At 67.8% G+C, this 14,094-nt stretch carries 9 protein-coding genes; 8 read left to right on the top strand and 1 reads right to left on the bottom strand.

Translation table 11 applies throughout. The features are described 5' to 3' along the window. Positions 1-93: 93 nt before the first annotated feature. Complete coding sequence (locus DCN14_RS10310; protein ID WP_096501408.1) at positions 94-885, bottom strand: SDR family oxidoreductase; 792 nt, start codon at positions 883-885, stop codon at positions 94-96. A 389-nt stretch (positions 886-1,274) separates the two neighbouring features. Here DCN14_RS10310 and DCN14_RS10305 point away from each other — a divergent pair, with 389 nt between their 5' ends. The 8 genes from DCN14_RS10305 (at position 1,275) to DCN14_RS10270 (ending at position 14,079) form a co-directional block, all read left to right on the top strand. After that, a complete protein-coding gene (locus DCN14_RS10305) occupies positions 1,275-3,419 on the top strand; it encodes a hydantoinase/oxoprolinase family protein (RefSeq protein WP_096501406.1) in 2,145 nt (714 codons plus the stop codon). Between the two features lie 11 nt (positions 3,420-3,430). Then, positions 3,431-5,755 carry a hydantoinase B/oxoprolinase family protein gene (locus tag DCN14_RS10300; protein WP_096501404.1) on the top strand — a complete coding sequence of 775 codons (2,325 nt, stop codon included), beginning with the start codon at positions 3,431-3,433 and terminating at the stop codon, positions 5,753-5,755. A 43-nt stretch (positions 5,756-5,798) separates the two neighbouring features. Then, positions 5,799-6,305 carry an acetone carboxylase subunit gamma gene (locus DCN14_RS10295; protein ID WP_096501402.1) on the top strand — a complete coding sequence of 169 codons (507 nt, stop codon included), beginning with the start codon at positions 5,799-5,801 and terminating at the stop codon, positions 6,303-6,305. 347 nt (positions 6,306-6,652) lie between these two features. Next, entirely contained in the window at positions 6,653-8,704 is a 2,052-nt protein-coding gene (locus DCN14_RS10290; RefSeq protein WP_346265264.1) for a sigma 54-interacting transcriptional regulator, read from the top strand. A 330-nt stretch (positions 8,705-9,034) separates the two neighbouring features. Beyond that, positions 9,035-9,910, top strand: coding sequence for a neutral zinc metallopeptidase (locus DCN14_RS10285; RefSeq protein WP_096501398.1), 876 nt, complete (start codon positions 9,035-9,037; stop codon positions 9,908-9,910). 294 nt (positions 9,911-10,204) lie between these two features. Then, the gene (locus DCN14_RS10280; RefSeq protein ID WP_096501396.1) at positions 10,205-10,936 is read left to right on the top strand and encodes a helix-turn-helix transcriptional regulator; all 732 of its coding nucleotides are present in this window, start codon (positions 10,205-10,207) and stop codon (positions 10,934-10,936) included. 210 nt (positions 10,937-11,146) lie between these two features. Beyond that, entirely contained in the window at positions 11,147-12,649 is a 1,503-nt protein-coding gene (locus DCN14_RS10275; RefSeq protein ID WP_096501394.1) for an aldehyde dehydrogenase family protein, read from the top strand. A gap of 89 nt (positions 12,650-12,738) precedes the next feature. Next, the gene (locus tag DCN14_RS10270; protein WP_096501392.1) at positions 12,739-14,079 is read left to right on the top strand and encodes an aspartate aminotransferase family protein; all 1,341 of its coding nucleotides are present in this window, start codon (positions 12,739-12,741) and stop codon (positions 14,077-14,079) included. The last annotated feature ends 15 nt before the right edge of the window (positions 14,080-14,094 follow it).

Genomic DNA, 14,094 nt, shown 5'->3' with positions numbered 1-14,094 from the left:
ACGCGCCGGCCGTGCGGCATGCCGGAAGACGCGCGCGAAACCCCGCGCGGCAGCCTTCGGCGACGCGCCCGCGCGGGGCGGCGAGCCCCGTCGTCACAGCTTGTCGAATGCGAGCGTCGGTACGTCGACGACCATCGCGCCGCCGTCCGCGACGAGCGTCGCGCCGGTCACGAACGACGCGTCCGGCGACGCGAGGAACGCGCACACGGCCGCGATTTCGTCCGGATCGGCCGCGCGCCGCAGCGGCACGTCGGCGCTCACGCGCCCATACGCGCCGTCGAGCGTGTCGCCGTAGGCGGACATCAGCGGTTCCATCTCCGCATCGGCCATCGGCGTGCGGACCCAGCCCGGGCATACCGCATTCGCGCGCACGCCGTGCGGCCCGTAGTCGCGGGCGAGCGACCGCGCGAGCCCGAGCAGCGCATGCTTGCCGACCGTGTAGCCGCACACGCCGGGGCCGGCCGCGAGCGCGGCGATCGACGCGACCAGCACGATGCTGCCGCGCTGCGCGATCAGGTCGGGCAGGCACGCGCGGGCGCTGACGAACGCGGTGTCGAGGTTCGCGTGCATCGCGTCGCGCCACCGGGCGTCGTCGGTTTCGTCCGCGCGGCCGAGACCGTGGCCGCCCGCGCAGGCGACGAGCGTGTCGACGCGGCCGAACCGTGCGGCGATTGCCGGCAGGAAGCCGGCCCAGTCGGCCGTGCTCGCCGCGTCGCCCGCGAGCGCGAGGCCGCCCGTTTCGGCGGCCAGCGCGTCGAGCGGTGCGCGCCGCCGCCCGATCAGCACGACGCGGTCGCCGCGGGCCGCGAAGCGGCGCGCGCACGCAGCGCCGATGCCGGTGCCTGCGCCGGTGATCGCGATCGTACGGGGTTGCGGGTGCGTCATGTCGTTCTCCGGAAAGATGTCGATTCCGGTCACTTTAGAGGCCGGCCGGCCGCGCGGCTATCAGCCGAATGGCTGAACGCGAACGACGGCGCGCAGCCAGGGACGCCGCACGACGGCGTGGATAGCTGTCCGCCGTCGACGCCGACTGATATCCGGACGCCGGGCCAGTCCGGAATCCGGACGTCCGTCGCGACGTCGCCGGCCCGCGCGAATGCGCCCGATTCGACGACCCCGCGCCAGGCATGGCCCGGCGCGCTTCGAGCGGCCCGATCCGCCGAATGGCACGGTTGTTGCCTCTTTGCAGACGAGCCGGCGCCCGGGATCGCACGATGGCCTCGCTCGAACCGGGACACGGCTCATCACGACTTCAATCATTGGAGACATCAACCATGGAAGGACTTTCGCAAGTCCAGGTCTTGGGCATCGACGCGGGCGGCACGATGACCGACACCTTCTTCGTGCGCGAGGACGGACGGTTCGTCGTCGGCAAGGCGCAAAGCAATCCGGAGGACGAGTCGCTGGCGATCTTCAACTCGTCGCAGGATGCGCTCGCACACTGGCAGCGCGACGTCGACGACGTCTATCCGGAACTCGTCACCTGCGTGTATTCCGGCACGGCGATGCTCAACCGCGTCGTGCAACGCAAGGGGCTCGAAGTCGGGCTGCTCGTCAACAAGGGCTTCGAGCACGTGCACCTGATGGGGCGCGCGATCCAGAGCTACCTCGGGTACGCGCTCGAAGAGCGCATCCATCTGAATACGCACCGCTACGACGAGCCGCTCGTGCCGTTGTCGCGCACGCGCGGCGTCACCGAGCGTACGGACGTCCAGGGTGAAATCGTCATTCCGCTGCGGGAAAACGAAGTGCGGCAGGCCACGCGGGAACTGGTCGCCGCCGGTGCCAAGGCGATCGTCATCTGCTTCCTCCAGTCGCACAAGAACGCGACGAGCGAGCGTCAGGCACGCGACATCGTGCGCGACGAGCTGGCCGGGCACGGCGTCGATCTCCCGGTTTTCGCGTCGGTCGACTACTACCCGCAGCGCAAGGAAAGCCACCGGATGAACACGACGGTGCTCGAGGCGTATGCGGCCGAACCGTCGCGGCAGACGCTCAAGAAGGTGAGCGACCGCTTCCGCAAGCACGGCGCGAAATTCGACCTGCGGGTGATGGCGACGCACGGCGGCACGATCAGTTGGAAAGCGAAGGAACTGGCGCGCACCATCGTGTCGGGGCCGATCGGCGGCGTGATCGGCTCGAAGCTGCTCGGCGAAGCGCTCGGCTACGACAACATCGCGTGCTCGGACATCGGCGGCACGTCGTTCGACATGGCGCTCATCACGAAGGGCAAATTCGCGATCGCGTCCGACCCGGACATGGCGCGCCTCGTGCTGTCGCTGCCGCTCGTCACGATGGACTCGGTCGGCGCGGGCGCCGGCAGCTTCGTGCGGCTCGATCCGTACAGCGGCGCCATCAAGCTCGGGCCGGACAGCGCCGGCTATCGCGTCGGCACATGCTGGCCCGACAGCGGCCTGACGACGGTGTCCGTATCCGATTGCCACGTCGTGCTCGGCTACCTGAATCCCGACAACTTCCTCGGCGGCCAGATCAAGCTCGACGTGAATCGCGCCCGCGAGCACATCCGCGTGCAGATCGCCGAGCCGCTCGGACTCTCCGTGGAGGATGCGGCGGCCGGCGTGATCGAACTGCTCGACCTGCAGTTGCGCGAATACCTGCGCTCGAACGTCAGCGCGAAAGGCTACAGCCCGACCGAATTCGTGTGCTTCTCGTACGGCGGCGCGGGGCCGGTTCATACCTATGGCTACACCGAAGGGCTCGGCTTCAAGGACGTCGTCGTGCCGGCATGGGCGGCAGGCTTCTCGGCATTCGGCTGCGCGTGCGCGGATTTCGAGTATCGCTACGACAAGAGCGTCGATCTCGCGGTGCCGCAGCTCGCATCCGACGACGAAAAGGCGGGGGCCGCGCAGACGATCCAGAAGGCCTGGTCCGAACTGACGGCCAAGGTGATCGACGAGTTTCGCATCAACGGCTTCAGCGAACGGGACGTGATCCTGCGGCCGGGCTTCCGGATGCAGTACATGGGCCAGCTCAACGATCTCGAGATCGAATCGCCGATCGCGAGCGCGTCCGGTGCGGACGACTGGGACAAGATCGTGACCGCCTTCGAAGACACCTACGGCCGCGTGTATGCGAGTTCCGCGCGCTCGCCGGAGCTGGGCTTCTCGGTCACGGGCGCGATCATGCGCGGGATGGTCATCACGCAGAAGCCGGTCTTGCCGGAAGACCCCGTTGCCGGGCCGACGCCGCCGGCGGACGCCCGCGGCGGCACGCGGCGTCTGTATCGCAACAAGCGGTGGCACGACGCGGTGATCTGGCGGATGGAGTCGCTCAAGCCGGGCAACGAGATTACCGGCCCCGCGATCATCGAATCCGACGCGACGACGTTCGTCGTCCCCGAGGGCTTCGCCACCACGCTCGACAAGCACCGCCTCTTCCACCTCAGGGAAGTCAAGTAAGGAGACATGCGATGAACATGATGTCCAGCCAGGAAGTCGGTTTCGCCGATCTGCTGAAGAACGGCCAGACGCTCAAGCAGTTCCGCGACGGCATTCTCGAGCGCACCGAGCGAACCGGCCACTACAACGGGCTCGAGCGGCTCGAGCTGCGCGAGCGCGATCCGATCCGCTACGAGAAGATGTTCTCGAAGCTGCGCGGCGGCCTCGTGCATGCGCGCGAAACGGCCAAGAAGATCGCCGCGAGCCCGATCGTCGAGCAGGAAGGCGAGCTGTGCTTCACGCTTTACAACGCGGCGGGCGACTGCGTGCTCACGTCGACCGGGATCATCATCCACGTCGGCACGATGGGCGCGGCGATCAAGTACATGATCGAGAACAACTGGGAAGCCAACCCGGGCATTCAGCCCGGCGACATGTTCACCAACAACGACTGCTCGATCGGCAACGTCCACCCGTGCGACATCGCGACGATCGTGCCGATTTTCGCGCACGGCAAGCTGGTCGGCTGGGTCGGCGGCGTCACGCACGTGATCGATACCGGCGCGGTGACGCCGGGCTCGATGTCGACGGGCCAGGTGCAGCGCTTCGGCGACGGCTACATGATCACGTGCCGCAAGACGGGCGTGAACGATACGCCGCTGCGCGACTGGCTGCACGAGAGCCAGCGCTCGGTTCGCACGCCGAAGTACTGGATTCTCGACGAGCGCACGCGCATCGCCGGTTGCCACATGATCCGCGACCTGATCGAGGAAGTGATCGCCGAGGAAGGCCTCGACGCATACGAGGAATTCAGCTACGAGGTGATCGAGGAAGGGCGCCGCGGCCTGCAGACGCGCATCAAGGCGATGACGCTGCCGGGCAAGTATCGCAAGGTCGCGTTCGTCGACGTGCCGTACAACCATCCGGACGTGCAGACGTCGTCGGCATTCGCGAAGCTCGACTCGATCATGCATTCGCCGGTCGAGATGGAGATCCGCAAGGACGGTTCGTGGCGGCTCGATTTCGAGGGCGCGAGCCGTTGGGGCTGGCACTCGTACAACGCGCATCAGGTCGCGTTCACGAGCGGCATCTGGGTGATGATGACGCAGACGCTGGTGCCGACGCAGCGCATCAACGACGGCGCGTATTTCGGCACCGAATTCCATCTGCCCAAGGGCGCGTGGATGAACCCGGACGACCGCCGCACCGGGCACGCCTACGCGTGGCACTTCCTGGTGTCGGGCTGGAGCGCGATGTGGCGCGGCCTGTCGCAGGCGTACTTCAGCCGCGGCTATCTGGAGGAAGTCAACGCGGGGAACGCCAACACGTCGAACTGGCTGCAGGGCGGCGGGATCAACCAGGACGGCGACATCCATGCGGTGAACAGCTTCGAGGCCTCGTCGTGCGGCACCGGCGCGTGCGCGATCAAGGACGGCCTGAATCACGCGGCCGCGATCTGGAACCCCGAAGGCGACATGGGCGACATCGAGATCTGGGAGATGGCCGAGCCGCTGCTGTACCTCGGCCGCAACGTGAAGTCGAATTCCGGCGGCTACGGCAAGTACCGCGGCGGCTGCGGATTCGAGACGCTGCGCATGGTCTGGAAGGCGCAGGACTGGACGATGTTCTTCATGGGCAACGGCTACATGAACAGCGACTGGGGGCTGATGGGCGGCTACCCGCCCGCCACCGGCTATCGCTTCGAAGCGCATCGCACGGGCCTCGAGGAACGCATCGCGCGGGGCGAGAGCCTGCCGCTCGGCGGCGATACGAATCCGGACCTGCCGGACTACGAAAGCCACCTGAACGCCGGCGCGCTCGTCAAGCGCGACCAGCAGTGCATGACCACGGAGGACTGCTACAGCAACTACGATCTCTACCTGAACTACCTGCGCGGCGGCCCCGGCTTCGGCGATCCGCTCGACCGGGAAATCGACGCGATCGAACGCGATCTCAACAATGCGGTGCTGCTGCCCGAATACGCGCAGAAGGTCTACGGGGCGGTCGCGACACGGGATGCCAACGGCATCTGGACGGTCGACCCGCAGGCGAGCGCGCTGCAGCGCATCGAGATCCGCAACGCGCGTCTCGCGCGCTCGCAACCGACCCGCGAATGGATGAAGGGCGAGCGCGAACGGATCCTGCTCAAGCACGCGTCGACGCAGGTGCAGCATATGTTCGCGACGAGCTTCGGCCTGTCGGAGAAATTCGAGCAGCAGTTCCGCACGTTCTGGGAGCTGCCGGACACGTGGACGCTCACCGAGGACGAACTCGACGTGCCGACCTACGGTTCGAAATTCCGCATGGACCTGTCGAAGATGCCCGACGTCAATACGGTGGTGCTGGTCGAGGAGTGAACCAGGCGCCCCCAAGCACTATCATCCACATGGAGAACCGAGGATGTCTACCTACACCAAGGAACAGATCAGGAACATGGTCGACGGCAAGCTCGACTGGGACACGACGTTGCGCATGCTGTCGATGCCGAAGGACGGCGAGCGCTTCCGGATGTATGTCGAGGCGCTGCAGCAGAAGCTCGGCTGGAAGGACCGCATCGTGTTGCCGCTCGGCCCGCACCTGTACATCGTGCAGCAATGGGCGACCAAGCACTGGGTCACGCAGTGCGACTGCGGCCACGTGTTCTGCGATTACCGCGAAAACTGGAAGCTGCACGCGAACGTCTTCGTGCGCGAATCCGACGAGGCGATGGACGAGGTCTATCCCCGCCTGATGGCGCCCGATACGCAATGGCAGGTCTATCGCGAATACTACTGTCCGACCTGCGCGGCGATGCACGACGTCGAGGCGCCCACGCCGTGGTACCCGGTCATTCACGACTTCGAACCCGACATCGATGCGTTCTACGCGGAATGGGTGCATCTGCCGGTTCCGGAGCGTGCGCAATGATCTGACAGGCGAGTCCGTTCGCAGGGCCCGGCATGCGCCGGCCCTGTCGGCCCGGCTCGCGCCAGGCGTTCGATTTCCGGCCGTTCGATTTTCGAACGGCCGGTTTCTTTTCGGTCGCCGGTTTCCGGCGGCGCACCGCGCCATATGACGGCCTGCGGGCCACCGCCGGCTGGCGCGCGCATTGCTTGCAGTGGCGTGTATCCGGACGGCCGCCCAAGCGCCGTAACGGAGTACGATAGTCCCCACGCCCACCGCCGGTTGCGGTCGGGCACCCCGCAAAGTCGACAAAAAGGGCCGCTACGACGGCCTTGCGGTTCGTGTCATGACGAAACCGCCAGGAGACAGACATGCAACAGAGAGGCACGCCGATGGACTGGTTTCCCAGTCCACACCACGACGCGAGCATCATGGCCGCATGGGAGCATCTGCTGACCGGCAGCGAATGGCGTTCGCCCGACGTACGCGGCGTGGTCGACGATTCGTGGCAGCGCTGTCTCGTCAGCCATGTCGATCCCGGCGTCGATCGCGCGCCGCCGCCGCTCGACGAAGACGGGCTCGTGCAGCGGCGCAGGTCGAACGGCCGCCTCGTCGACGCCAGCCTGCCGCTGATGCAGCAGACCCGGGATTTTCTGGCGCAGACGGGCACGGTGATGCTGCTGGCCGATCCGAGCGGAATGATCCTCCAGCACGAAGGCGACATGCGGATCGTCGAGCCAGCGCGCGAGGTCGGCCTCATTCCCGGCTGCGAGTGGACCGAGCTGAATTGCGGCACCAATGCGATCGGCACCGCGCTCGCGCTCCGGGAGCCGGTCCAGATCCATGGCGCGGAGCATTTCTGCGCGGGCATCAAGCGCTGGACCTGCTCGGCGACCGTCATCCAGGATCCCCGCGACGGGCACGTCCTGGGCGTGATCGACATTTCGGGGCTCGCGCAGACCTACAACCCTTACAGCCTTGCGCTCGCGGTATCGCTCGCGGGCCGGATCGAAAGCCGGCTCGCGAAGGAGGGCATGGCGCGCCGCCTGAGCCTGCTGGACCGCTGCGCGTCCCGCTTCGGCGCGTCGTCCGCCGATGCGGTGATCGTCGTCGACGAACGCGGCCGCCTCGTCAAGGCCAATGCGCAGGTCGTCGCGGTGCTGCGCCGGCTCGGATTCGACATCCGGTGCGATGCGGCGTTCGCGGTGCCGGAACTCGAGCGCTACGCGGACGACGGCCGGCTGCCGGCGAGCGCGCCGGCCTGGCTGTCGAGCAGCCACGTCGAAACCGTGCGCGACGGCGCGGACGTGCTGGGCTACATGATCGTGACGCCGGGTATCGCGAATCCTCGCGGCGCCGTGCCGATCGCGCGCGGACGGGAACGGCATGGCGGCGAGCCGCGCGGGTTCGAGCGCATCGTCGGCGATAGCGCCGCGCTGCGGGAGGCCGTGAATCGCGCGCGCCAGCTCGCGCCGTCCCGGGTGCCGGTGCTGCTGCTCGGCGACACCGGCGTCGGCAAGGAACTGTTCGCGCAGGGTATCCACCGGGCGAGCGATCGCGCCGACGCGCCGTTCGTCGCGCTCAACTGCGGCGGGTTGTCGAGAGACCTCCTCGCCAGCGAGTTGTTCGGCTACGCGGAAGGGGCCTTTACCGGCGCGCGCAAGTCCGGCGCCGCGGGCAAGATCGAAGCGGCCGACGGCGGCACGCTGTTTCTCGACGAGATCGGGGAAATGCCGCTCGACATCCAGCCGCATCTGCTGCGGGTGCTGGAGGAGAGCGAAATCTACCGCCTCGGCGAGAACACGCCGCGCAGGGTGAATTTCCGGCTGGTCGCGGCGACGCACCGCGATCTGAAGGATGCCGTCGCGAAAGGCCGGTTCCGGATGGATCTGTACTACCGGATCGCGGTCACGACCGTGTCGATCCCGAGCTTGCGCGAGCGCGGCGAGGATCTGCCGGCGCTGATCGCGCATTGGCTCGGACATCTGTGCGAGTCCTATGGCCTGTCCCCGCGCGCGTTCGACGACGACGCGTACGAGCGGCTGCTGCGCTACGCGTGGCCCGGCAACGTGCGTGAACTGCGGAACGCGATCGAGGGGGCGCTGCTGCTGTCGGACTGCCCCGTGATCACGGCCGACAAGCTGCCCGCCGAGATCGGCATGGCGGCCTCGATCGATGTCGATGCGTACGCCGCGCGGCCCGTCGATGCGCTCGTGCCGGACCCCGGCGAGTCGTTGAGGAAGGCCGAGGCGGAATCCATCCGGCGCGCGCTCGCGCGTCATGCCGGCAATCTGACGAAGGCGGCGAGTCAGCTCGGCATCGCGAAGAGCACGCTCTACGAAAAGATCCGCAAGTATCGCCTGCTCGACGCGGTGAGCGACGTCCGCCGGAGTCGCGCGAAGTCGGTCGCGACAGGCCGCTGACCGCTGACCGCGCGGATAAACCAGGTTCCTCGCCCGGATTTCCCGTCCTCCCGGGCCGCACGAATCGTCATTTTGCAAAGAATGACGATGTCGCCGGCCTGATTGCCCGCTCCATGCTTCATAATTTTTACGATAAGACGTTGGCGCCGGCAAAGCAGCGCGTGTGCCAGCCTGTCATCCGGGTGCCGCGTCCGTCATGTGTCGACAGGCCCGCGCGGTAGCGTGGGGCCGACCGGGCCGCGCCGTGCGAGCGCGAGCCGGCGGACCGGAATCAATCGCCTGGCGGGGGCTGTCCCGTCGGCGCAACGACAAGAAAGGGAGGGGCCGGCAATGAGGCTGGACGACGAAAGAGAAAGCGTGAACGTGGAGGATCGCCGCGGCGGCGGCGGTTTCGTGGGCGGGCGCGGCGCGACGATCGGCATCGGTACGATCGTGGTCGCGTTTGCCGCCTCGTATTTCTTCGGGATCGACCCGCGCGTGATTCTGGAGGGCGCGTCGGCGCTGCAAGGTGGGCAGCAGCAGGCGCAGCCCGCGCAGCGCCAGGGCGCGCCGGCGAACGATCCCGGCGCGGTGTTCACGCGCAAGGTGCTCGGCAATATCGAGCGCACGTGGACGAGCGTCTTCAATAGCCAGTTGCACGCGCAATACGAGCCGCCGAAGCTCGTGATGTTCACGAACTCGACGCCGACCGCGTGCGGCACCGGGCAGACCGCGATGGGGCCGTTCTACTGTCCGGCCGACCGCAAGGTGTATATCGATCTCGGTTTCTACGACGAGCTGCGCAAGCGGTTCGGCGCGGGCGGCGATTTCGCGCAGGCCTATGTGATCGCGCACGAAGTCGGCCACCACGTGCAGAACCTGCTCGGCATTTCCGACAAGGTCGACGCCGCGCGCCGGCGTTCGAGCGAGGCGCGCTCGAACGCGCTGTCGGTGCGGATGGAACTGCAGGCCGACTGCTTCGCCGGCGTGTGGGCGAACAATGCGCAGCGCGCGAACCAGCAGCTCATGGAGCCGGGCGATTTCGAACAGGGGCTGAAGGCGGCCGCCGCGATCGGCGACGATCGGCTGCAGCAGCAAGGGCAGGGCTACGTCGTGCCGGAGAGCTTCACGCACGGCACCAGCGAGCAGCGCGTGTACTGGCTGCGGCGCGGGATGGAGTCGGGCGAGGTGAGCGCCTGCGATACGTTCGCCGCGAACGCGCACTGATGTAGCGCCGCGCCGGTGTTGCAAGCCGGCGCGCGCGTTTCGATCGAGGCCGGCCCGATCGTTCCGATCGGGTGCCATCGGTGCATGCGACGGTTTGCGCCCCATTCGGCGTTCGTCGTCGATGGCGCGATGCCGCACGCGCGGTTTCCGCCGCAGATTCCCTCGTCGCGACACGGCAGGCGGCTTTTCCCTCCGCCGCCCGAAGCCGATTTGCCGATTTGCGCTCACCGGCGCATTTCGGCGCCGGTAGGCTGGCCCGAACTTCGACGCGTCCGGCCGCCCGCCGATTCCTCCATGCCGACCTCATCCGTTCCCGCCGATCACGAAGCCGCCGACTGGCAACGCGCACTGCGCGCGTGCGTCGACGCGTTCGACGCATTCGCGAGCCCGTCCGCGATCGTGTTCTATCGGCTCGACCAGAGCGGCGAGCCGGCCGATTTCGAGCTGTTCGGCATGCCGGAATCGATGCATCGCACCTATATCGCGCGCTACCGGATGCTCGATCCGCTGCATCCGTCGCGCTGCGCGGCGGGCGTTCGCGCGGTCGTGACGCTCGCCTCCCAATTGCCTGACGAAAGACGCGAGGCGTCCGCGTACTGGACCCGCTTTCTGCGGCGGCACGATGTGGCCGATGTCGTTGAAATCTGGCTGCGCGACGAAGCGGGGCGGACGGTCGGCGCGTTTTCGCTGCTGCGCTTCGGGAACGGCGATGCCCACGGCAACGGCATGGCCGGACGGTTCGCGCCGGGCGAGATCGATGCGCTGGCGCGGCTGCAGCCGGTTGCCGAGGCCGCGCTGGGCCCGCTGCTGCGCGCGCGGCGCGGGATTCACCGGATCGGCTGCGAGGCGCGGCTGACCTACCGCGAGGAGCAGATCGCGCGGCTCGTGCGCGACGGCTGTTCGAACAAGGAGATCGCGCGCGATCTCGCGCTCGGCCAGCCGACCATCAAGACCCATCTGATGCGCATGTATCGCAAGCTCGGCGTGTCGAATCGCACCGAGCTGGTCGGCGCGCTGTTCCTGTAATTTTTCCGTATTCGCATGCGCGCCGCGTGATTGGTCTGACGATAGGGCGGCGTTCGTCCGTCGCCCTCGCACGCTCCGGCACCCCCCGCATTTCGATGCCCCACGCGCTGCCAATTTGCGCTCACCCGGCGCGTTCCCCCGTCGATACAGTGGCCTGAAGCCCGCATGCCCGAGCGCATGCGGTCAGCCACGACAACTATCGAGACGCCCATGAGCAACACGAACTTCGTCGCCGTCAGCGACACCGTGCGCACTTTCGTCGCGCGCGACTTCGGCCTTTTCATCGACGGTGGCATGCAGCCCGCGCACTCGCCGGCCCGGCTCGACGTGTACGACCCGGCGACGGGCGAACGGCTCGCGACGGTCGCCGATGCCGACGCGCACGACGTCGACCGCGCGGTCGCCAGCGCGAAGCACGCATTCGATTCGCGCGTCTGGCGCGGGCTGCGCCCGGCCGACCGCGAGCGCATCCTGCTGAAGCTCGCCGACCTGGTCGAAGCCGACGCCGAAACGCTCGCGCAGCTCGAAACGCTGAACCAGGGCAAGTCGATCCACGTGTCGCGCGCGGTCGAAGTGGGCGCGAGCGTCGAATACGTGCGCTACATGGCCGGCTGGGCGACCAAGATCACCGGCCAGACGCTCGACGTGTCGATTCCGTTTCCGCCCGGCGCGCGCTATACGGCCTATACGCGCAAGGAGCCGGTCGGCGTCGTTGCCGCGATCGTGCCGTGGAATTTCCCGCTGATGATCGCCGTGTGGAAGCTGATTCCCGCGCTCGCGGCCGGCTGCACGATCGTGCTGAAGCCGTCGCCGGAAACGCCGCTCACCGCGCTGCGCCTGGCCGAACTGGCCTGCGACGCCGGCGTGCCGCCGGGCGTGTTCAACGTCGTCACCGGCGGCCGCGCCTGCGGCGCCGCGCTGTCGGGCCACCCGTCGATCGCGAAGATCTCGTTTACCGGCTCGACCGCGACCGGCAAGCTGGTCGGCGCGGCGGCCGTGCAGAACATGACGCGCTTCTCGCTCGAGCTCGGCGGCAAGAACCCGATCGTGATGCTCGACGACGTCGACGTCGCGCAGGCGCTCGACGGCGTCGCCGCCGGCGCGTTCTTCAACCAGGGGCAGGTGTGCGCGGCCGCATCGCGCATCTACGTGCACCGCAGCAAGTTCGCGCAGCTCGCCGACGGCCTCGCGGGCGTCGCGCAGTCGATGAAGCTCGGCGCGGGCCTCGACACGACCGCGCAGATCAACCCGCTCGTCTCCGCGCACCATCGCGACAAGGTCGTCGAGCACATCGAAGGCGCGCGCCGCGCGGGCCTCACGTTCCTCGCGGGCGGCACGCCGGCCGACGACTTGCCCGGCTACTACGTGAAGCCGGCGGTGATCGCCGATCCGCATCCGGACAGCGCGATCGTGCACGACGAAGTGTTCGGCCCGGTGATCGTCGTCGTGCCGTTCGACGATGCGGCCGACGCGGTCCGTCTCGCGAACGCGTCGCCGTACGGCCTTGCGGCGAGCATCTGGAGCAACGACCTGAAACGCGTGATGAATCTCGTCCCGCAGATCGAGGCCGGCACCGTCTGGGTGAACTGCCATATCCCGCTCGATCCGTCGATGCCGTTCGGCGGCTACAAGCAATCGGGCATCGGCCGCGAGTTCGGCCAGTACGCGATCGAAGGCTTCACCGAAACCAAATCCGTTTGCATCGCGCACTGACGCGCGGCGCCCATTCCGAACACCTGAACACCCTCAAGACCTCGACCCGGAGCGATCGAGGTTCAAACGATCCGAAAGTGGAGACTGCAATGAGCTACAACGAAGCGAAGTTCTGGCACCCGATGCTGCACCCGAACGAAATGAAACAGCGCAAGCCGATCCGCATCGTGCGCGGCGACGGCTGCTACGTGTTCGACGAAGCGGGCAAGCAGCTCGTCGACGGCGTCGCGGGCCTGTGGAACGTGAACGTCGGGCACAACCGCCAGGAAGTGAAGGACGCGATCGTGCGCCAGCTCGACGAGCTCGAATACTTCCAGCTGTTCGACGGCATCTCGCATCCGCGCGCGGAAGAACTGTCGAAGAAGCTGATCGACATGATGGAGCCGGAAGGCATGCGCCGTGTGCTGTACAGCTCGGGCGGCTCCGATTCGATCGAGACCGCGCTGAAGATCGCGCGCCAGTACTGGAAGGTGCGCGGCCAGGCCGATCGCACGAAGTTCATCTCGCTGAAGCAGGGCTATCACGGCACGCACTTCGGCGGCGCGTCGGTGAACGGCAACACGGTGTTCCGCCGCAACTACGAGCCGAACCTGCCCGGCTGCTTCCACGTCGAGACGCCGTGGCTGTACCGCAACCCGTTCACGCAGGATCCGGAGGAACTCGGCCGCATCTGCGCGGAAATGCTCGAGCGCGAGATCCAGTTCCAGAGCCCCGACACGGTCGCCGCGTTCATCGCGGAACCGGTGCAGGGCGCGGGCGGCGTGATCGTGCCGCCGGCCAACTACTGGCCGCTCGTGCGCGAGGTGTGCGACCGCTACGGCGTGCTGCTGATCGCCGACGAAGTCGTGACCGGTTTCGGCCGCAGCGGCAGCCTGTTCGGCAGCCGCGGCTGGGGCGTGCGCCCGGACATCATGTGTCTCGCGAAGGGCATCTCGTCCGGCTACGTGCCGCTCGGCGCGACGGCCGTGAATGCGCGCATCGAGGACGCGTTCGCCGCGAACGCGGATTTCGGCGGCGCGATCATGCACGGCTACACGTACGCGGGGCACCCGGTCGCCTGCGCGGCCGCGATCGCGAGCCTCGACATCGTCGTGAAGGAAGACCTGCCGGCGAATGCGGCGAAGCAGGGCGCGTATCTGCTCGAAGCGCTGCAGTCGTTCCCGGAGCGCTTCGCGGCGGTCGGCGAGGTGCGCGGCAAGGGGCTGATGCTCGCGCTGGATCTCGTCGCGAACAAGACGACGCGCGAGCCGATCGATCCGCTGTCCGGCTACGCGAACGCGGTCGCGGAAGTCGCGCGCGAGCACGGCGTGCTGGTGCGTCCGGTCGGCACGAAGATCATCCTGTCGCCGCCGCTCGTGATCCAGCGCGAGCAGCTCGACCGGATCGTCGACGCGCTCGCGGCGGGCTTCGAGGCCGTGCCGTTCGCGTGAGCGCCTGACGGCACG

The organism is Burkholderia sp. IDO3, assembly GCF_003366075.1.
Lineage (GTDB): Bacteria > Pseudomonadota > Gammaproteobacteria > Burkholderiales > Burkholderiaceae > Burkholderia > Burkholderia anthina.
The sequence above is the reverse complement of the archived record's forward strand: the minus strand, read 5'-3'. Positions and strand labels throughout refer to the sequence as shown.